General features: G+C 55.3%; 16 protein-coding genes, 1 tRNA gene and 2 pseudogenes. 10 read left to right on the top strand and 9 right to left on the bottom strand.

The window, feature by feature from the left end:
• Positions 1-64: 64 nt before the first annotated feature.
• Together G5367_RS12535 and G5367_RS12530 are read right to left on the bottom strand one after the other, a co-directional pair.
• The gene (locus tag G5367_RS12535) at positions 65-2,092 is read right to left on the bottom strand and encodes an alpha-glucosidase (protein WP_421294416.1); all 2,028 of its coding nucleotides are present in this window, start codon (positions 2,090-2,092) and stop codon (positions 65-67) included.
• A 103-nt stretch (positions 2,093-2,195) separates the two neighbouring features.
• Positions 2,196-2,399, bottom strand: coding sequence for a hypothetical protein (locus G5367_RS12530; RefSeq protein ID WP_421244293.1), 204 nt, complete (start codon positions 2,397-2,399; stop codon positions 2,196-2,198).
• Here G5367_RS12530 and G5367_RS12525 point away from each other — a divergent pair.
• From G5367_RS12525 to G5367_RS12480, 10 genes and pseudogenes are all read left to right on the top strand, one after another.
• The gene (locus tag G5367_RS12525; protein ID WP_041234289.1) at positions 2,382-3,770 is read left to right on the top strand and encodes a glycoside-pentoside-hexuronide (GPH):cation symporter; all 1,389 of its coding nucleotides are present in this window, start codon (positions 2,382-2,384) and stop codon (positions 3,768-3,770) included. The genes G5367_RS12530 and G5367_RS12525 overlap by 18 nt on opposite strands.
• A gap of 62 nt (positions 3,771-3,832) precedes the next feature.
• Positions 3,833-5,296, top strand: coding sequence for a glycoside-pentoside-hexuronide (GPH):cation symporter (locus G5367_RS12520; protein ID WP_421244292.1), 1,464 nt, complete (start codon positions 3,833-3,835; stop codon positions 5,294-5,296).
• A 58-nt stretch (positions 5,297-5,354) separates the two neighbouring features.
• Positions 5,355-7,109 carry an L-arabinonate dehydratase gene (gene araD / locus G5367_RS12515; RefSeq protein ID WP_421244291.1) on the top strand — a complete coding sequence of 585 codons (1,755 nt, stop codon included), beginning with the start codon at positions 5,355-5,357 and terminating at the stop codon, positions 7,107-7,109.
• Positions 7,110-7,120: 11 nt separating this feature from the next.
• Positions 7,121-7,909 (top strand): HpcH/HpaI aldolase family protein, encoded by a 789-nt coding sequence (locus G5367_RS12510; RefSeq protein ID WP_421244290.1) that lies wholly within the window; start codon positions 7,121-7,123, stop codon positions 7,907-7,909.
• On the top strand, positions 7,909-8,802 hold the full coding sequence (locus G5367_RS12505) for an aldose 1-epimerase (RefSeq protein ID WP_421244289.1): 894 nt from the start codon (positions 7,909-7,911) through the stop codon (positions 8,800-8,802). Before G5367_RS12510 ends, G5367_RS12505 begins: the two co-directional genes overlap by 1 nt.
• A complete protein-coding gene (locus tag G5367_RS12500; RefSeq protein ID WP_421236283.1) occupies positions 8,795-9,682 on the top strand; it encodes an SMP-30/gluconolactonase/LRE family protein in 888 nt (295 codons plus the stop codon). The genes G5367_RS12505 and G5367_RS12500 overlap by 8 nt, the downstream gene beginning before the upstream one ends.
• Positions 9,679-10,545 (top strand): NAD(P)-dependent oxidoreductase, encoded by an 867-nt coding sequence (locus G5367_RS12495; RefSeq protein ID WP_421244288.1) that lies wholly within the window; start codon positions 9,679-9,681, stop codon positions 10,543-10,545. Before G5367_RS12500 ends, G5367_RS12495 begins: the two co-directional genes overlap by 4 nt.
• Positions 10,546-10,640: 95 nt before the next feature.
• The gene (gene ompL, locus G5367_RS12490) at positions 10,641-11,330 is read left to right on the top strand and encodes a porin OmpL (RefSeq protein ID WP_421244287.1); all 690 of its coding nucleotides are present in this window, start codon (positions 10,641-10,643) and stop codon (positions 11,328-11,330) included.
• A gap of 42 nt (positions 11,331-11,372) precedes the next feature.
• Positions 11,373-12,140, top strand: a complete 768-nt coding sequence (locus G5367_RS12485) for an SDR family NAD(P)-dependent oxidoreductase (RefSeq protein ID WP_216953421.1) — start codon at positions 11,373-11,375, stop codon at positions 12,138-12,140.
• A gap of 191 nt (positions 12,141-12,331) precedes the next feature.
• A pseudogene (locus G5367_RS12480) lies at positions 12,332-12,460 on the top strand (IS481 family transposase); the annotation flags it as partial.
• A 126-nt stretch (positions 12,461-12,586) separates the two neighbouring features.
• Here the strand turns inward: G5367_RS12480 and G5367_RS12475 are convergent.
• The 7 genes and pseudogenes from G5367_RS12475 to G5367_RS12445 form a co-directional block, all read right to left on the bottom strand.
• Positions 12,587-13,285, bottom strand: a complete 699-nt coding sequence (locus G5367_RS12475; RefSeq protein WP_421244286.1) for a DUF2931 family protein — start codon at positions 13,283-13,285, stop codon at positions 12,587-12,589.
• Positions 13,285-15,235 (bottom strand): annotated as a pseudogene (locus tag G5367_RS12470) (T6SS phospholipase effector Tle1-like catalytic domain-containing protein). The gene G5367_RS12475 and the pseudogene G5367_RS12470 overlap by 1 nt, the downstream one beginning before the upstream one ends.
• Complete coding sequence (locus G5367_RS12465; RefSeq protein WP_216978954.1) at positions 15,235-16,029, bottom strand: DUF4123 domain-containing protein; 795 nt, start codon at positions 16,027-16,029, stop codon at positions 15,235-15,237. The pseudogene G5367_RS12470 and the gene G5367_RS12465 overlap by 1 nt, the downstream one beginning before the upstream one ends.
• Positions 16,026-18,068: a type VI secretion system tip protein VgrG gene (locus tag G5367_RS12460; protein WP_421244285.1), complete on the bottom strand. Its 2,043-nt coding sequence runs from the start codon at positions 18,066-18,068 to the stop codon at positions 16,026-16,028. Before G5367_RS12460 ends, G5367_RS12465 begins: the two co-directional genes overlap by 4 nt.
• A gap of 11 nt (positions 18,069-18,079) precedes the next feature.
• A complete protein-coding gene (locus G5367_RS12455; RefSeq protein ID WP_021141173.1) occupies positions 18,080-18,367 on the bottom strand; it encodes a type VI secretion system PAAR protein in 288 nt (95 codons plus the stop codon).
• Positions 18,368-18,549: 182 nt separating this feature from the next.
• On the bottom strand, positions 18,550-19,068 hold the full coding sequence (hcp1, locus tag G5367_RS12450) for a type VI secretion system effector Hcp1 (RefSeq protein WP_010634242.1): 519 nt from the start codon (positions 19,066-19,068) through the stop codon (positions 18,550-18,552).
• A 398-nt stretch (positions 19,069-19,466) separates the two neighbouring features.
• Positions 19,467-19,554: transfer RNA gene (locus G5367_RS12445), tRNA-Ser, on the bottom strand.
• Between the last annotated feature and the right edge of the window lie 74 nt (positions 19,555-19,628).

Raw genomic sequence — 19,628 nt, 5'->3', positions numbered from 1 at the left:
CGTGAACATTGTCACGGCCATGGGTTATCCGGGTCGCATCCTCTATGGCGAACGCCGGTGCGATTTACGCCAGATCCTTTAGCTCGGCAAACAGCGAAGCCCAGGGACTTTTGGCACGATAGAACACCGGGGGCTGGCCAATCGGTGCAGGCAGAGTGACCCGCTGGCCCCCTGTAAAGCGTTGGCCGCTCCAGACATGCGTCCACTGCTCACCTGCAGGCAGGTAAGTTGTCCACTCACGCACATCCCCTTGGTGAACCGGTGCCACCAGCAACTCTGACCCATAGAGGTATTGATCCTGTATGACGTAGGTCTCGGGATCATGTTCAAAATGCAGCATCAGGGCACGTTGAACCGGATACCCTTTCTCGGCCGCGTCATCCACCAGGCTACGCAAGTAAGGAGTCAGGTGGCAATAAACTCGGGTCATCCGGGCAAAATGCGCCAACGTGCTGCCATCCTGGTCAAACTGGAAGTTCTCATCAGGGCGGTTACCTTCGTGGGTACGCATGACTGGGGTAAAGGCAGCCATTTCAACCCAGCGGTCAAACAGCTCCTTGGTTCGACGGTTGCCAAACAGTGAAGTGTAGCCACCGATATCCGAGTGGTGATACGCGTTCCCCAACATACCGGAGGAGAGCGCCCCCGAGATCACCGTGACCAGACCGTCGTGACGGCTGAAATCGACACATTGATCGCCTGCCCACAGTAGCGGGCAGTATTGCTGCACCCCGGTGTAACCGGCTCGCATAAAGAAAAGGGCATCACCGGTTTGGCCGTTCATCGCGATCGCTTCAGCGTTGCACTGGGCCCACAGAGTCGGCCAGGCATTGTGCATCAGCTTGGCATCGACACCGTTGTGCAGGTAGATGTTATCGGTCGGCAGGTACTCGCCAAAGTCAGCCATCCACCCCTTGATCCCCATGTCCAGCATGTTTTTACGCAGCACGGTATCACGGAACCAGGCCATGGCGTCTGGATTGGTAAAGTCGACACAGCCGCAATAGAATTCGCCAAAGTCGACCAGCGCAACTTGACCATCCTTGTCCAGCGCCATATAGCCGAACTCTTTGGCGATTGGAAACAGCTTGCCATCTTCACACAGGTAGGGGTTGACGTAGGCCATGAACTCGATGCCCTGGTCATTGAGCGCCTTGATCCTGGCGGGCAGATTGGGGTAGCGATCCTGATGGTGCTGCCAATCCCAGTCCCAGAACAGGCGCTTGCCAAACGAGGTGACCCGCAAGCCGCACCAGTCTTCACTCCACAGACCCGAAACCTTGATACCATGGTCAAGGGCGTTTTCCAGACGACTGAAGGTATTGACCTCCCCCCCCTTCAGACCAAGGATCGCCCCCTTGTAAACCCACTCCGGCAACCTGGGCTGGCGGCCAAACCGGGCAGACAGTTTTTCGATAATGCCCAGATAGCTCTCTGCGGTGCGCAACTCGATGGCCTGCGGGATCGCCCACACTTGCAGCTCATGAAACCCTTCGTGACGAAAATCGAAATCGGCATAAGCGGTGGTGTCGATATGGCAGCTGTATTTGCGAGAGGAGACAAACGTGGGTTGCGGATAGTTGGTGTGGTAGTAATCCCCACCGGCTTTGCCCATCACATCGGCTTTCCATTTGATCTCGCTGTGGGGATGGCGACCAACACCGGGCTCTGACGTCCACAACGGAAAGTGACGACCACGCAAATCGAAATAGGACATCTGCTCGCCACAACCCCAGACATGCTCTTTACGTTCGGCCGGCAATCTGACCCAAAAGCGGTTATATGCCTCGTCCAGTATGGTCGGATAAAGCATCACATCATCGCCATCACACACCACTGCCACCTGTAGCAAAGCAGGAGTAAAGGCATTCGGGGCAAAAACAAACAGGTTGTTGTCAACCTGTTCGATATGAGCCAATGCAACGCGAGACTCGATGTAGTCTTCGATGTCAAAGTTGCCGCGATAAATTTCCATTTTTTCCCGGCCCTTGCCTATATAAAACGCCGGGGCATCCGCTTGATGAGAAAATAACAACTGCTGCTGGTGCTGGTGCTGAATCGTTAACGCCTGTGACGAAAATTCGAGTTGCATTGCATAAGCTCCTGTTTAGTCGGGCCATCCCCGCTTGCTCGCAAACACAATAATAGCGCTACGATTTCATTTCAATCGCGTAAAACCCAAACAGCGATCTCGATCACCAATCAACACCCGCCACATGAAAACGTTTGGCCCGCTTGCAAACACCATTTGTAAGAGAATCCTTAACCACCAGCGCAATCTCTCGATCTGGATCCCACTTTTCAACAATCACCCTTGCGCCAACAATCGCATCGCTACGATTATTGGACTGCCGGATGGATTCCACACTATGGAGAATAAAATGGTTGTTCAGGCGCATATCGAAAGCAGACTGCCTTTTAGGGAAAAACTTGCCTATGGCGTCGGCGATTTTGGTTACAACTTTGTATTGAATATCACCACCCTCTATCTGCTTAAATTTCTGACCGATGTAGCAGGTATCAATGCGGCGTGGGCAGGCGTCATCTTTTTGGTGGCGAAAGTGTTCACCGGCTTCACCGACCTGGGCACCGGCATTTTCCTTGACACCCGCAAGAGCTTCGGACCTCGCGGCAAGTTTCGTCCGATGCTGCTCTGGACCATAGTGCCGCTGTTTGTCTGCAACATGTTGCTGTTTTGCAATTTTGAGCTCGACAGCGAGACCAAGACCACCCTGTTCATCGTCTGCTTTATGGCCTTTGGCCTGTTCTTTAGCTTGGGCAATGCCAGCTATGGCGCCATGGTGCCCTCTATGACCAAAAATGTTCAGGATCGCGCAGAGCTGGCAGCCTGGCGTCAGGGCGGAGCCAACACTGGCTTGTTGCTGGCCACCGTCGGTTTCATGCCCATCGCCATGTTGTTTGAATCCCAGGAGACCGGCTACATGGTGGCAGCCCTGGCCTACACCTCGGTCGGCTTGGCGGCGGTACTCTTTTGCTACCTCAACGTCAAAGAACACCACACCATCATAGGTAATGACCCTGACCAGATCGTCGAGAAGCCCACTATCAAGGAGGGGCTCAAGGCGGTACTCAAGAACAACCAGTTGCTGGTGCTGGCAGTAGCCAACCTGCTGACCCTCTCCGCATTCAACGTCAAACTCACCGTGCAGGTCTTCTACGCCCAGTACATTCTGGGTGATGTCTCCATGGTCTCTTACATGAGCTTTGTCAGCATGGGGTGCATCTACCTCGGGGTGTTGTCTGTGCCTGCGCTGGTACGCCGCTTCGGCAAAAAACCTGTCTATCTGGCCGGATTGTGCCTGTGGATCTCCGGCGACATTGCCAACTACCTGTTCGGTGGCACCGTCATGAGTTACGTGCTGTTCACCTCGCTGGCGTTCTTTGGCACCTCTTTCGTCAACAGCCTTAACTGGGCATTTGTCTCAGATACCGTTGAGTACGGTGAGTGGAAAACCGGTACCCGTACCGAAGGCTTGGTCTACTGCGGCATGACCTTCTTTAGAAAGTGTTCGCAAGCTATCGCAGGGTTCGTCCCCGGGTTCGCTCTGGCACTGGTTGGCTATATGCCCAATGTGGAGCAAACCGATGCCGCCAAAGCCGGGATCACCGGACTGATTTTCATCTACCCGGCAAGCCTGGCCATCGTAACGGCACTGGTGATGGCCCTCTTCTACACCCTCAACGAGCAGCGCTATCAAGAGATCATCGCCAGCCTTGGTGCCCGCCGTGTGGCGACCACCCAAAGCTGACTCTCATGCAACTGGCAGCGGCGTGCTGGCCACGCTGTTGCTCTCTTCAAGGATGTGATCCCATGACATATCGCAATGTGGCAAGTGACCGTCTGGCATGGCAGGAAAAGATGGCCTACGGAGTGGGTGATCTCGGCTATAACTTCCTGCTCAACTGCACAACTCTCTATTTGCTGATCTTCCTGACCGATGTGGCAGCCATTCCGGCAGCATGGGCCGGAGCAATCTTTCTGGTTTCGAAGTTCTTTACCGCCTGCACCGATCTGGTGACCGGCAGCGTGCTGGATAATCGTTCCGAGCTCGGCCCCAGAGGTAAATTTCGCCCCTTCCTGCTCTGGACCATAGTGCCACTGGCTCTTATCAACACCGCCCTGTTTACCAGCGTTGAGCTCCCGGTCATCGCTAAAACAGTGCTGTTTACCCTGCTGTTCATGATGTTTGGTGCCTTTTACAGTTTTGGCAATGCCTCCTATGGCGCCATGGTCCCGGCCCTCACCAAGCGACTCCAGGACCGAGCCGAGCTCGCCGCCTGGCGCCAGGGGGGAGCCAATACCGGATTACTGCTCTGCTCGGTAGGGTTCATGCCGCTGGTATTGCTGTTTGACAAGCCACAGGTCGGCTATAGCGTTGCGGTACTGATTTATTCGGTCATGGGGGCTGCAGCAGTACTCTTTTGCTACAGCAGAGTTCGTGAACGCCATGTGCTGCCATCGGTTGTCAACGAATCGGGGTTTTCGGCAGTACAAACCAACGCACGGGCCGTGCTGGCAAACCGTCCGCTGGGCATCCTGGCGCTGGCCAATCTGCTGACGCTGGCAGCGTTCAACACCAAGCTGATTGTTCAGGTTTTTTACGCCCAATATGTGATTGGCGACGTATCGATGATCGCCTACATGAGCTTCATCAGCATAGGGTGTATCTACCTGGGGGTATTGCTGGTTCCCTTTGCCGTGCACCGTTTTGGCAAACTACCTGTCTATCTGGCCGGTATTGGCGTGTGGATATGCGGTGACCTGCTCAACTACCTCTACAGCGAGAGCGCTCTCGATTACATCCTCTTTACCTCCCTAGCCCTGTGGGGATCCGCTTTCGTCAACAGTCTCAACTGGGCGTTCATCTCTGACACCGTCGAGTATGGGGAATGGAAAACCGGCATCCGCACCGAGGGGCTGGTCTACTGCAGTCTGACCTTCTGCCGCAAATGCTCGGCCGCGCTTGCGGGCCTCATTCCCGGGCTGGTGCTGGCATGGTCAGGCTATGTTCCCAACGCGACGCAAAGCACCGAGACCCAAAGCAGCATCGCTAATCTGATGTTTCTCTACCCGATCTGCGCCCTGATTTGCGCTGCAGCCTTGATGTTGCTGTTCTACCCGCTCACTGATGCCCGCTATCAACAGATCGTCCGGGAGCTGGCACAACGCCATGCCCTTGCTTCTCCCCGGAGACCCCATCACCGGATACATGAGCAATCTACTCCATCGCCTGACAGCCATCCTCTTCGCGCAGGTCAGAATGGGGGAATTTAACATGCTGTTTTTATTGAATTAATCCTTAATCAAATCAGACAAAGAGAGCGGTATTCCTATGTCATTCAACAGTGAAAACCTGGCCAAGCTCGATATCTCGGCGCTGCGTAGCCAACGCTGGTATGCCCCCGACACCATCCGTGCCTTCGCCCACCGTCAACGCAGTCAGCAAAGTGGCTTGAACCGCGACGAATTCATGGGCAAGCCCGTGATCGGGATCATCAATACCTGGAGTGAAATGAGCCCCTGCCATAGCCACCTGCGTGAGCGCGCCGAGGCCGTCAAACGAGCTGTCTGGGCCGCGGGGGGCTACCCCGTTGAATTGCCCGCGCTGTCGGTCGGGGAAGTATTGGTCAAGCCGACCACCATGCTCTATCGCAACTTTCTGGCGATGGAGGCAGAAGAGCTGCTGCGCCAGCATCCGATCGATGGGGCCGTGCTGCTCGGCGGTTGCGACAAATCCACGCCAGCCCTGCTGATGGGTGCCATTTCGATGGACTTGCCGGTGATCTTCTGCCCCGCCGGCCCCATGTCGAGCGGCAAATGGCGCGGCCATGTCACCGGTGCCGGTACCCATACCAAGAAGTTCTGGGACCAATTGCGCTTGGGGGCCATTACCCAGCATGACTGGATCGAGCTGGAGGGGGCGATGACTCGCTCCATCGGCACCTGCAATACCATGGGCACGGCATCCACCATGACCTCCATCGCCGATGCCATGGGCTTTATGTTGCCGGGGGCCAGCTCCATCCCCGCCGCTGACTCGCGACACGTCCAGATGGCAGCCCAATGCGGCCAAATCATCGTCGACATGGTGTGGCATGATCACAAACCTTCCCGCTGGCTGACCCAAGCCAACTTCCTCAATGGCGTAGTGGCCTACATGGCGCTCGGCGGCTCCACCAATGCCGCGATCCACATGATTGCGATGGCCAACCGGGCAGGCATCAACCTCACTCTGGAAGACATGGAGTCGGTAGCACGGGAAGTCCCTGTGCTGGCCAATCTGTTTCCCTCTGGTGATCAGTTGATGGAGGAGTTCTTCTTCGCCGGCGGTCTGATGGCCCAGCTGAAAAAGGTGGAGTCATTCCTCCACCTCGATGCGATCGGGGTCACCAATCGTCCCGTTGCACAGTGGATTGCCAACGCGACATGTTATGACGACAACGTGATCCGCTCGCTCGATAACCCTGTGGTACCGCTCTCCCGTGGATGTGCATTGACAGTATTGCGCGGCAATCTGTGTCCCAACGGAGCTGTGATGAAATCATCTGCCGCCAAACCCGAACTGCGTCACCACAAGGGCCCCGCCATCGTCTTTGACAGCCATCAAGAGCTCTCGGATCACATCGATGACCCAGCCCTTGAGGTAACCAAGGAGTCAGTGATTATCCTGCGCAATGCCGGCCCGGTCGGCGCGCCGGGCATGCCGGAGTGGGGCAACCTGCCAATCCCGAAAAAGCTGCTGCAACAAGGCGTCACCGACATGGTGCGGATCAGCGATGCCCGCATGTCCGGTACTCACTATGGCACCTGCATCCTGCACGTTGCCCCTGAAGCGGCAATTGGTGGCCCACTGGCACTGGTACGTACCGGTGACCTCATCGAGCTCGATATCGCCAATGGCCGTCTCAACATGCTGGTCAGTGATGAAGAGCTGGCCGAGCGCCGCCGCACGCTCAAACCGGTACACAAAGTTTATGAACGCTCTTATGCCGCACTCTATCAACAACATGTGACCCAGGCCGATCAGGGCTGTGACTTCGATTTCCTCCAGGCTGGCAGCAAAGTGCCCGAGCCCCCGATTTTTTAAAGGAGCAAACAATGAATCCGTTCAAACTTGCGATTACTCAAGGTCCACGCCCACTGGGCACCTGGATGATGACTGGCAGCGATACGGTGGCGGAAGCCATGGCGACTGTCGGTTTCGATTTTTTGGTGCTGGACCAGGAACATGTACCGGTCGATAGCCTGGATGCGATCCGCATCGATCGCGCCATTCGTGCCAGCAACCCGGCCACCACCCCACTCTACCGCCTGGCCTGGAACGACACAGTGTTGATCAAACGGGCGCTGGATGGCGGTGCAACATCGCTGATGGTGCCGTTTGTCAACAGTGCAGCAGAAGCCCGCAAAGCGGTAGAGGCGGCCTACTACCCTCCCCTAGGCAAACGCGGCTTTGCCGCGGTGCATCGTGCGTCCGGTTACGGTGCCGACCCCGAATTCGTGCGTAAAGCCCGGGAAGATCTCTGCCTGATCCTGCAAATTGAGACCCCTGACGCCATTGATGCCATGGAAGAGATGGCCATTGAAGGAGTGACCGGCTTCTTTATCGGCCCCGGCGATATGAGCGCAGCCATGGGCCATATTGGCAATCCCTCTCACCCCGAGGTGCAAGCCAAGATCCGCGAAGGGCTGGAGAAGTGCCAGCGCTTGGGATTGCCTTGCGGGATCGTCGGTGGCAACCCCGAGCTGGTAAACAAATATCAAGAGATGGGTTTTAGCTTCGTGGCGCTCGGCTCCGACATGAGTTACCTGCTGGCTCGCGCCCGTGAACAGCTCGCCGCGATCCGGGGGGAACGTCTGAGCATATCCGGTGGCGAGGTTTACTGATGAAGAGGCTTCACCGCCAAAGCGGCCCGCTTGATCTGGAGCTCATCCCCGAGCTGGGTGGCGCTATCAGCAAACTGACCTGGCATGGCAGGGAGATCTTGCGCTCCCTGCCCGATGGTCAGAACGTCACGGTCAACCAGGGGGGCTGTTTTCCCCTGGTACCTTACTCCAACCGTATCGCTCATGGACGGTTTCACTTCGCCGGATGTGATTACGCCCTGCTGCGTAATTTTGGCGATCATCCCCACTCAATTCATGGCAACGGCTGGCAGCAGCCATGGCAAGAAGGGGATGCAGATGATGACTCTGTCGTGCTGACCCTGCACCATGACGCACAGGGAGCATCCGCGGCGCAATGGCCCTGGCCTTATCGGGCAACTCAGCGCTTCACCCTGCAAGAGAATGCGCTGCATATCATACTCACTTACCACAATCTGGCCGATCACGCTGTCCCGGCTGGGCTGGGCTTTCACCCCTATTTTCCCCGTGCGGCGCACGCCGAGATCCAGTTCGACGCAGGCGGTGTGGTACTCAACGACCACAAGTCCCTGCCCACTGGTCTCGCGCCACTACCGACCCAATGGAACTATCGCACTTGGCGCAAACCTGAACCCGCCAGTGTCGATAACTGCTTCCATCACTGGAGTGGCTGTGCACGGGTGCGCTGGCCAGATGAGAAGCTGATGGTGACCCTGAGCTCACCCGATGCGCCTCACGCCATCCTGTTTCTGCCGCCCGCCGATCGTGACTTCATCGCCATCGAGCCGGTTTCTCATATCAATGATGCCATCAACAACGGTGGCTTTGGTGACCCTGCGCTGGCCATGGCCACTGTGCCAGCCAATGGGCAGTTGCAGATCTCCATGCTGCTTGAGGTTTCTCACTATGCCTAATCCTGCTCTGCTACTTGCCGACTACCGCGGCCATCTGCCCGAGTGCCCGACCTGGAGCACTGATGAACAGGCGCTCTACTGGACCGATATTCTCGAGCGTTGCCTGCACCGCTATCACCCCGAAAGCGGCGCCATGACGACAATCCCCTTCCCCGAAGAAGTGGGCTGTTTTGCCCTGCGCGAACAGGGTGGCTTTATCGCAGCGATGCGCACCGGGATCTATCTGTGTGATCAACACGGGCAAATTGAGCGTAAAGTCGCCGATAACCCCAATAACCCAGCGCTGGCCCGTTTTAATGATGGCGGTACCGATCAGGCGGGTCGTTTCTATGCGGGCACTTACTGGAGCCCACGAGATTACAACGGCGCCCTGCTATGCCGGGTTGATGCCGAGCTGCAGATGTCGGTGATCCAGTGCGACATTCTGGGAGCCAATGGCTTGGCATTCAGCCCAGACATGCGCTGGATGTACACCACTGATACCCCCAACCGCCGCCTTTATCGCACTCCGTTGGCCCGCGACGGTTCACTCGGTCAACGGCAACTGCTGCGCGAGTTTGCAGCCCGCGCCGACGAAGGGCGCCCGGATGGGGCTGCAATCGATGTCGAAGGATGCTACTGGAGCGCCCTGTTTGATGGCCATCGTATCGCCCGCTTCTCTGCAGAGGGGGTATTGCTGGCCGAATATCCCTTGCCGGTACGTTGCCCCACCATGGTCTGTTTTGGTGGTGAAGACATGAAGACCCTCTTCATCACCACCACTCGCGAAAATATGGACGCCGCCGAACTGGCAGCACGTCCGCTCTCAGGTGCGCTGTTCAGCATGCGTGTTGACATCGCCGGTCTTGCTAAACCCACATTTAAGGAAAACAACGGATGAAAACTATCGGCTTTATCGGTCTTGGTCTGATGGGCGAAGCGATGTCAAAGAACATCGTCAAAAAATTTGATGGCAATGTGTTGGTATTCGATATCAATCAGGAGGCTGTCGCCCGGGTGGTCGATGCAGGCGCCATCGCCTCCCCTTCCATTGCCAGGTTGGCAGCCGATGCGGATGTGATCATCTCCATGGTACCGCGCTCCGAACACGTCAAAGCGGTCTATACCGAACTGCTGCCACACCTTGGCCCCGGCAAGATCACCATCGACATGTCCACCATTGACCCGGCAGTGTCAATCGCCTTATCCCGCCAGGTAGCAGAAACCGGTGCCGTGATGCTCGATGCGCCCGTGGTCAAATCGGTCCCTGCCGCCGTGGCTGCCGAGCTCGGGATCTACATAGGTGGCGACCTGTCCGCCTACAAAAAGGTCAAGCCATTGCTAGCCATGATGGGCAGCAACCAGATCCACCTGGGGGGCAACGGCCGTGGTTTGATCATGAAGGTGCTGCACAACACCTTGGTCGCCCAAATTCAGAACAGTGTCAACGAAATGCTGGCCACCGCCGATCATTTCGGCATCGATAAAGAGAGCTTCAACACCGCCGTCTCTTACGGTGGCGGCAGCAACTTCTATCTGACCAGCAAGATAGGTGCCCTGATCGCCGAGAACTACGACACAGTCTTCTCGCTGGAGAACATGGCCAAAGATATCGGCATCATGAAGAACCTCATGGGCGAAGAGGCGCTGACCCTGCCCGGAGTCGAATTGGTGAATAACATTTACCAGCAAGGCCTGAATAACGGTTTGGGCCGTGAGGATTTCTGTGCCACTTACAAGTTGGTAAAGCAAAACATTCAATAGCTGGCTGATAAAAACCATCGCATGAGGTAATTAATTTACCTCATGCCAATCGCTGCACGATTTAATATCAACTTACCATTGGCGAGTCAATCACTATGCGTATCCACCCCAAAATATGCTTAATCCCTCTTATATGCTGCAACGCAGCTTTCGCGGGCGGTTATTTTGAAAGCCGTGAGGCATTTAACTTTGCTACCGACCAACATGAGTTATTGTTGCGACTCGGCTATAACTGGGACTCTGGTGCCGGGATTATGGCCAGCAATGCGTATAACACCGAGAAACTAGACAAGCTAAAGCACAGTTATAACGAAATTGAGGGATGGTATCCGCTATTAAATTTAACCACCAAACTCTCGGTCAATGCCGGTGGTTTGGTTAACTCCTCTAGCTCTGGCTCTGGTGGCTCTGCGTATCTGGATGGAAAGTACAACTTTACCGATAACTTTTCCGTTATTGCACGATACCGTTACAATCATCAAAATTATCTAACTACGGATCTTGATGGTTATGGCGATAATAACGACACCAATGAATATGCACTGTATATTGTCAATAAAATAACGTCAGCCTTGACCCATACTTTTGAATCGCACTATTTTTCTCGTGTTAACAATTTCAATAGTGCTAATGGGAAAGATCATCACTGGGAGCTAACCAGTCAAACCCGTTATCGAATCAATCCACAATGGATGCCTTATCTGGAATTACAGTGGTACGATAGAAATATTGCCTATGATGCAGAAGCATACCGGATCCGCATTGGTGTTAAATACTTTTTCTAATGTTGCCAGATGAATTCAATCTATGACTCACGGAGAGCAGTTATGAACTATTCCCAGCAAGTACAATATCACTCTATTGCCGGCAAGGTCGCCGTTATCACAGGTGGCGCCAGTGGCATTGGCGAAGAGTTGGTGCGCGCCTTTGTCAGCCAGGGTGCCAAAGTCGCCTTCCTCGATTTTGATAAATCAGCAGGCGAAGCACTCGCGCATGAGCTTGACTGCCTGTTTCTGTTTTGCGATGTCACCGACCTGACTCTGCTCAAAGCGTGTTTTACGACTATTGAACAACAGCTGGGCAGTGTCGATATCCTGATCAACAACGCGGGCAGCGATGATCACCACAAAATTGAGGATCTGACCGAGGAGTATTTCGAAAACCGCATCAATATCAATCTGCGTCACCAGTTGTTTGCGATCCAAGCCGTGCTGCCAGGCATGGAGCAAAAAGGGAGCGGCAGCATCATCAATATGGGATCCATCAACTGGATGAGGGGTCGCCCCGGGAGAGTCTGCTACTCCCTGTCAAAAGCCGCCATCCATGGTTTCACCCGTACCCTGGCGCAGGAGTTGGGCGCAAGAGGCATTCGGGTTAACAGCCTTGTACCAGGCGCAATCCGTACCCCAAAACAGGATGCGATGTGGGCGCAACTCGACCCTGCCGCGGTGAACCAGTTTGTCGAACTGCAAGCACTCAAATTCCGTCTCGATGGCTCACATTGTGCTCGCATGGCCCTCTTCCTCGGTTCTGACGAGTCCAATGGCTGTACTGGCCAGGATTTCATTGTTGATGCAGGTCTTACTTTGAACTAAGGCTTTTCCCAAGGTAATAATGTTTGTCGATGATATCGCAGGGCGTCCAATGATGACGTTGAGACAATATCGGCTGGCGCTGCACGTGTAGAGATACTATTCATCTGACTATGGTTCAACAAGGGGGTGGTCATACGGCTTCTAACCGGATAACAAAATGGTACGCCCATCGTATTATCCGGAGCCAACGTATGACCACCAACGAGAATGTAGTACGTCGGAAACGCCGTCTGCTAGAGCTCGCCAAAGAGCTCAATAATGTCAGCAAAGTCTGCAAGCTCGTCGGCTACAACCGCCAGCAGTTCAACGAAATCCGCCGACTTATGTGCTGTGTAGTGGTCGACTAAATCCGGACACTATTTTAGGTAGGCGCCCGGAGTGAGTGGCTTGGCAGGCTGCGACTATCGGCAACAGCAGCAATAAGAGAATCCAGCGCGTACAAGTCATCATTGCACAGGGTCAGTATCCGTCTTGGGTTGCGCGGCACGATAGGCATCCATGATGGGAGCCCAAGCCATTCCGCTAGGAACTGGGTATTGCTTGTAGGCATTACCGTATGCTTTGTCAAAATCGTCAAACCACTCTTTGTATACTTTGGTGACAGGATTTTCCTTGTCTTGCGAGGTTTGAATTTCCTTAGCAATCCCCCGAGCCAGCAAGATATCAGGCTTCACTTTGGCGTTTGTTAAAAATGCTTCCACATAGCCACCGGTGGCCATACCTAAGCCAATGTTATCTCGGCGAACTTCACGCCACTCATCCCTTACCTTGATGCGATAAGGTTGCGCAATCATGCTTTCCAACTCTGCTGGCAAGGTCAGGCTAATGCGATAGCGCTTTTTATCGTGGAATGAAATCCACTCAACCTCTACCTTATCAGGAGCGGGGTGAATATCACGACGCCCCTTGCCAATGCGCCAGCGATAATCTTTGGCCTTAAGAGCTTTAGGGCCGACAAAACCGGCAGAACCATTGGTCGAGGCATCCACCAACTTGCCTTGACGATAAAAGAGTACCTCCGTCACCCATAACTCATCAGCGTTCGAACCCACCATATGGCGCCAGTCCAGTTGTTTGGGGCCTGTGGGGGCAGCTTGGCAGGCTGCGACTAGCGGCAACAGCAGCAATAAGAGTATCCAGCGCATTAATAACCTCCCTTTTTATTACCCGTCATCTTGCGGATCTCTTTATCACTAACCCTGTTGGGGGTATTAACCAGACCAGTATCAGCGCTGTAGTGTAAATAACTCAGCCGCAACTTTTGGTACACCTCGTCAGGTAAGCTGCGAGCCAGGTTGATCACCTCTCCACGCCGTTTGGCCACATCAACCCATAGCTCATCGAGTTTGGCCAAGTTCACTGTGGGATACGAAAGTGCGCTATCCAAACGGTAAGCATTATCACCTTGTGATACCCACTTGTTCAAAGGCACTCCAGCATCACGCGCCGCTTCTACCATCATGTGCAGCGGTATGCGTGAATATTCCCCCTCCACCACCCGGTGCAGAACCACATCGACGCAGATATTTCTATGGCCCCCTGATTGACTGCCCGTGATCGGCCCCAGAGCCCTGGGACGCACATTCAGATAACCAAGCTGAGTGGCATCACTATGGCTAGACAGAGACACAACGCCCTTGCCCCAGCCTTGCCCAGCCCGCATCTTGGCGTAAGTACTGGCATCGCGATATGCTTGGGCATCGATGGGATGAACATGTGGCATCGCATCGGTATTGAAGGTCGCGATCACGCAGTTTTCAGTGATCAGCGGTGATGCGTAGTTGGGATCACGCAAACTCCAGCGGCTGTAATAGCCGCCACCGATATCGGAGTGGGCGCCGGGAATAATCACTTCGGTAAAATTCTCCGCGAGTGTGGTGCCTGCTGCATCGTCGGTGATACGGGTCAAGTCAAAGTGATAGCGCCACTCATCGGCAGCAACGATATGCACCACGCGTTCGGCACAGTCAGGGGCTAGCGTCACATTACGTTTACCCCACAGATAGGAGCTGACCACGGTATCAAATAACCCGACAAACTGAATACGCACATCATCGCGGCTGGCCCAATCAAAGCCGGTCTTCAAGGGGATATCGGGGGTCAGCAGCCATGGCCTCCACCAGTGGGTGGTCCCCTTTCTTATCTATACGGTTTACAAACTGGCGAGCAGCAGAGGCGCCCCGGCTAAAGTCAAAAACATCGAACTCGACCTTATGGATGCACTCAATGGTGGGCAATATGCTTTCAAGTTGTTCTTTTATCTCCGCAACAATTTGAGTACGACAAGCCTCTTCGACACGGGAAGCGCTGGAGGTCTGGCCCTTATCTGCCCCCAACCCTGCTGTGGCGTCATCCTCACCTTTGGCAGTGCCAATACCTTCAACATATACCGCTACTGTCAGCTCTGTTTCGGTTGGCCGTCTATACAGTTCATGTGCCTTGCCAATATTGGTGACATCGTTTTTCTCGCTGTTATTAAGATCATCAGGCAACGCCCCTTCAAAACACTGCTCCAGCAATACCTGCTGCTCTTCCGGGCTGCATTGCGCCAAGGCAGTCTCCAATGCACTTTTCCCTTCCCTGTGTTTGAAGGTGTTGTTGGCGGTGCCATCAAAGAACACCCCGATACGCAGGGTGGTGAGCTGATAGCCCTTCACTTCAATCACGTAGGAGTGCTTGGTGATAAAGCGCGGTGGTTGGGCCCCGGCTTTGTGCGCTTCCGGTAGCGGCTGTTCTGGGTCGCTGAGGCAGAGGTCGCCGGTGGTCACTTTGACATGCTCGCGCTTCACGTCACAGTGCCCCCAAAATTTCTCGGTGTAGGCGGGAACCTGGCTGGTTTCGCCCTCTTTCAGGGCTTCACGAGATTGAGCGGCTTTGAGCCAAGGCTGGGTCTCGAACTTGACCGTCACCGGCCCCACCGCAAAGCCTTCAACCAGGGTTGGGCCATCTTTCAGAGTCACGGTTTTGCTGGTGCCAGTGGCATCGGTCAAGGTGGCCTTTTGCCCCTTGAACGAGCGGTTCTGTTCGTCGCGAACGTCTATCTCAATCCAGCAGTTGTACTTTTCACAGGGTATGCAGTGGGCACTGATAGCCATTACACAGCTCCTATCAAGTCAGGGTGTTTGTTCAGCCAGTTATTCACCTGAGCCATTTCGTCATCGGTCAGCATCAACGGCGCTCTGATGGCATCCAGCGCCATGCTTGCCTGTATCGTGAGCGCACCAGCTACCACGCCATCAAGGACGTCGCCTGTCAGCCCAGCTTGATTGGCCTGCTTGAGGACAGTGGTAATGGCGGCTTCCGGATTGGGATGACGCGTCATCATCTCCTCCATCCGTTGCCAGAAGTGACGAGAGAGGGTGTAGGCGTGACGGCTTTCGTCATACAGCGGCGCCAGATTGTGAGGCTGAATGCGAAACCAGGGGGCTTGGCGGGGAGTGAATTCGTTATCAGGCGTGCGTTGCCACACACTGTCGGTGGCCCACAGGCTTGAGCAGGGCCCCAGGACATCATCGAGTTCCTGCTGGCTCATGGTGGCCAGCATCTTGGGAAAGACCCGGTTATCGGCATAACGCAGCCACATCACCTCACCTTCACAAGCCACCTCTATCAGGCTTTGCCAGTGCTGCTGGACGACATCGATAGCCGCATCGCTTGTGACGTAGACGCCCCCCAGTTGCGGGTGAGCCGCAATAAACTCAGGAGCTGGGTCGGGCAGTAGCCAGGGGCCTTGTTCGGCTTGGTTCGCGAAGGCCGTACCGGCAAACAAGGGGATGGCATTGGCACCACCTTGGTTGCAGTAGTCCGCCACGGCGGTGGTATCGAGCGCGGCATCAACGATGGCAAACAGTTGGCCGGGGTGTTGGCTACGCCACTCTTGAAAGGTCATGCCTTACCTCCCTGGGCAAAGGGGCAGGGCTTCACCAACGGGGCCATGGATTCCATGCTCTTTTGAATCGCGCTCGCAGGGATAGTCGCTGGAGGCGCGGGTGGTACCTTGACCGCCCCCGGCAAGCCGGGCATTTGACCCGCCCAACCGGAGCCCGAGCCGGGACTGCCGCCAGAATTCATCTTGATAGTGGGACCGACCAGGGTGACGCCACTGGGGTCAACCTTCACAAAGCTGCCGCCGACTTTGAGGGTCAGCTCGGAGCCTGCTTCCAGCACAATCTTGTTACCGGCCTTGATGTGGATCTCTTGCCCAGCCTCAACCAGCAGCGACTGGGCCAGCTTCTGGTGCAGGGAAGCATCGACCGTCAGCGAATAGTCCGCCTTGATGTGGTCGCGCTTCTCACCCTCCACCGTCAGGTGGTCGTTGGCCTTGATACGGGTGACCCGCTCGTTGTCGATATCGCGGTGCTCGTCGTGCTTGATATGCCAGGCCGCATCGTTTTCGATAAGGACGTTCAGGTCTTTCTGACCGTGGAGGTAAATCTCTTCCTGCCCCGCCTGGTCTTCAAAACGCAGCTCGTTAAAGCCCTCGCCCTGGTGGGTCTCGGTGCGCAGCACGGTACGAGTCTTGTTGGCGGGCAACTCATACGGTGGCCGATTGGTGGCGTGGTAGGTGCGACCGGTTACGATGGGCTGGTCGGGGTCTCCTTCCAGAAACGAGACAATCACCTCGTGGCCGATACGCGGGATGGCCATCATGCCGTACTGACCGCCGGCCCAGCCCTGGCTCACCCGCACCCAGCAGGAGCTCTGGTCGTTGGAGCTGCCGTAGCGGTCCCACGGGAATTGCAGTTTGACCCGGCCATGTTCGTCGCAGTAAATCTCTTCCCCTTCCGGGCCCACCACCATGGCGATTTGCGGGCCATCCACCATCGGCTTATGGGGTGCCTCGGGGCTGCCGATACGGGCGCGCCAGGTGGTGCTCGCTTTCACTACGCCAAATTCGTTGTGGTAGACGGTCGGGCCACTGCCCCCCTCTTCCTCCAGCGCCTGCGGTTGTTCACCGGTATGGCAGATATGAACGATTTGCCAGTCGGTATTGAGGTTGCCATTGGGGTGTTCGGTCAGCGCGAAGCTTTGTCCCGGCAAGAGGGCTGCGCTGTTGGATTTGCCACTGCCCGCCACCGCGTCATTGCGCAGCGCATCGAGCCGGTGCTGGGCAAAGGCCTTGCCGCTCGGGTCCTCTTTGTAGCGCCCCGGATAATCGAAGTGCTGGTAGGTATCTCGTTGATGGTCGAGCTCTGCGCCCATTTTCTTCTGGGAGAGGCCATAAGCCGGCGTCTTGAAGCTGTAGTCCTTGAGCTCTACATCGCTTGGCCGTACCGCCTCACGGTAGTGGAACTGGCGAACGTAGGGCCCCTGTTCCAGCGAGCGGTTGCCGAGGTTGAAGAAGAGCTCGGGGCCAGCAGTCAGGGCTGCGGCATCGTCGGCAAAGACGATACGGTGCTTGCCTGCTTCAAACTCGTGGAAGTAGAAGAGCCCCTCTTCGGCGGCCAGGCGGTTCAAGAAATCGAGGTCGGTCTCGCGATACTGAACGCAGTATTCCCGCTGGGCGTGTTCGTTTTTCAGGGCAAAGGCGTAGTCGGTGATGCCGTGTTCTTGCAGCAAAATGGAGAGGATTTCGTCAGGTTTCTGTGCCTGGAAGATGCGGGAGCTCTGGCGCAATCCCAATCGCCACAGAGCAGGTTTGACTTGCAGCTGATAGCGGGTACGGCGAAAGCCGCTGTCCCCTTGGGCAAACTCGCTCACAACCCCGCAGACCCGGCGTTGCAACTCGCCGTTGTACCACACCATCAGCTCGCATGGCTGGTCCAGCACGGCGCCAAAGTCGATGTCCGGTTGCTGGCTGGCGACCTCAAGGTGGAGGTTAAAGGGACGGTTCAAGCCCTCATCCAGCTTGAAGCTTGCGACCGCAAAGGTGCTGTCAGCCAGTGCGCCAACCTTGACGGTAAATTGTAATCCTGTGCTCTGTGCCATGACCTTGTTCCTTATCCTGCTTGCCCACTACCCGAACCAATCACCACACCACCGCAATCCACCGCAGTGCCAGTGACGGCGATGGGCTTGCCGTTCACCAACACAGAACCCACACCACCGGCAATGCTGCGCGGGTGCGGCGGGTTGTTGGGCTTGTCGTGGGGTGCTAACGGGTCACCCTGGCGGGCAACAGGCTTACCATCGAGGAACACGTCAGGACTGGCTGCTATCACCGGGGTCGGTGGAAAGCCATCGTGGTCGGTGCCGATATCACCGAGCAGTGCAATGGAGGGACACATAATTCAAACCTCTTGTGTGCTTTGCCATCACTCAGCACCGAACGTCAGAACAGGGGGATGGCAAAACATAAAAGCCCCAGCCTGCGGGATTAATCAGGCTGGGGATACATCAACGTGCTACGGATACGGACCACGTGGACAGCACTTCCAGAAAACTAAAACAAAGAAAGGAAAACGAGTTATTACGCCTCGATAGGTGCACGCCAATCATCAGCACCAGAGGTACCGGCAACGGTGTGTTCCCAATCAATCTTGCGGTAAGCCATAGAGACCTGGATAAGCTGGGTGAAGTCAGACTTCGCCGGGTCCTGGCAGTGGGGCATCTGGCAGTCGATGTCAACGATGGTGGCATCGGTCAGCACGGTAGAGAAGAAGTGCTCCTGCTTGCCCTCAACGGAGGTGCGGTACCACTTCAGGGTCACTTTTGGCAGCATCTCGCCGGAAGCCAGCGCGTTGTACATCAGCGGCACAGCTTTGTTCAGCGCAACGGTGAACTTGAACGGCTTATGGACACGCTGACCGGCAGGTTGACCGGATTGCGGGTCGGTCGGGACGGTCACAACGTGCTGGAACTCTTGTACCAGCATCTCGTCTTCGTGGCCTTGTACGAAGATGTTGCCGACGGAATCGGAAGTGAAGGCACCGGCGGTGATATTGCCCTGAGTTTTACCTTCGATGCTGATATAACATGGAGTTGGCATATGTATGCTCCTAAATAAGTTGGTTAAACGAGATAGCACTCGACCAACCTTTAGCAGCGACCATGCCATTATTTTTATTCATTTATTATCAATAGGTTACAACCAAAACAATCAAACACCAAGGTTCACTCACGCAAAAAGTTGCGCAAATCAAAATTATTGGTGGCTAATGATTGCAAATGAAGTGGATGAAACCAGGTGCTGCGCAATATTTTGCACAAAAAAGAGATTATCACTATCACAACGCACGTTGGCATCAATACCAATCGCAAACGGGTACATCGCAACAAGAATCTGATTACTCAAGTAATAGATTGCATGAGAGATGATGAGCAGAGGACATATCAAAAATCGCATATAAAGAAAAGCCCTGATGTTTCCATCAGGGCTTTTCAATTTGGCGGTGAGGGAGGGATTCGAACCCTCGATACGTTGCCGTATACACACTTTCCAGGCGTGCTCCTTCAGCCACTCGGACACCTCACCAAATTTTTGCTCACTGCTTTGTGTGCTTGAGCTGCACATTCGCTGGCGGACCATGCCGCGGCGACGGGGCGTAA

Source organism: Aeromonas sp. 604282 (assembly GCF_049170575.1).
Taxonomy (GTDB): domain Bacteria; phylum Pseudomonadota; class Gammaproteobacteria; order Enterobacterales; family Aeromonadaceae; genus Aeromonas; species Aeromonas veronii_A.
This window is presented reverse-complemented; position numbering and strand designations above follow the sequence as displayed.

Coding starts and splice junctions, on each gene's coding strand:
- G5367_RS12535 (WP_421294416.1), bottom strand. CDS start 2,092: ATGCAACTCGAATTTTCGTCACAGGCGTTAACGATTCAGCACCAGCAC.
- G5367_RS12525 (WP_041234289.1), top strand. CDS start 2,382: ATGGTTGTTCAGGCGCATATCGAAAGCAGACTGCCTTTTAGGGAAAAA.
- G5367_RS12530 (WP_421244293.1), bottom strand. CDS start 2,399: ATGCGCCTGAACAACCATTTTATTCTCCATAGTGTGGAATCCATCCGG.
- G5367_RS12520 (WP_421244292.1), top strand. CDS start 3,833: ATGACATATCGCAATGTGGCAAGTGACCGTCTGGCATGGCAGGAAAAG.
- araD (WP_421244291.1), top strand. CDS start 5,355: ATGTCATTCAACAGTGAAAACCTGGCCAAGCTCGATATCTCGGCGCTG.
- G5367_RS12510 (WP_421244290.1), top strand. CDS start 7,121: ATGAATCCGTTCAAACTTGCGATTACTCAAGGTCCACGCCCACTGGGC.
- G5367_RS12505 (WP_421244289.1), top strand. CDS start 7,909: ATGAAGAGGCTTCACCGCCAAAGCGGCCCGCTTGATCTGGAGCTCATC.
- G5367_RS12500 (WP_421236283.1), top strand. CDS start 8,795: ATGCCTAATCCTGCTCTGCTACTTGCCGACTACCGCGGCCATCTGCCC.
- G5367_RS12495 (WP_421244288.1), top strand. CDS start 9,679: ATGAAAACTATCGGCTTTATCGGTCTTGGTCTGATGGGCGAAGCGATG.
- ompL (WP_421244287.1), top strand. CDS start 10,641: ATGCGTATCCACCCCAAAATATGCTTAATCCCTCTTATATGCTGCAAC.
- G5367_RS12485 (WP_216953421.1), top strand. CDS start 11,373: ATGAACTATTCCCAGCAAGTACAATATCACTCTATTGCCGGCAAGGTC.
- G5367_RS12475 (WP_421244286.1), bottom strand. CDS start 13,285: ATGCGCTGGATACTCTTATTGCTGCTGTTGCCGCTAGTCGCAGCCTGC.
- G5367_RS12465 (WP_216978954.1), bottom strand. CDS start 16,029: ATGACCTTTCAAGAGTGGCGTAGCCAACACCCCGGCCAACTGTTTGCC.
- G5367_RS12460 (WP_421244285.1), bottom strand. CDS start 18,068: ATGGCACAGAGCACAGGATTACAATTTACCGTCAAGGTTGGCGCACTG.
- G5367_RS12455 (WP_021141173.1), bottom strand. CDS start 18,367: ATGTGTCCCTCCATTGCACTGCTCGGTGATATCGGCACCGACCACGAT.
- hcp1 (WP_010634242.1), bottom strand. CDS start 19,068: ATGCCAACTCCATGTTATATCAGCATCGAAGGTAAAACTCAGGGCAAT.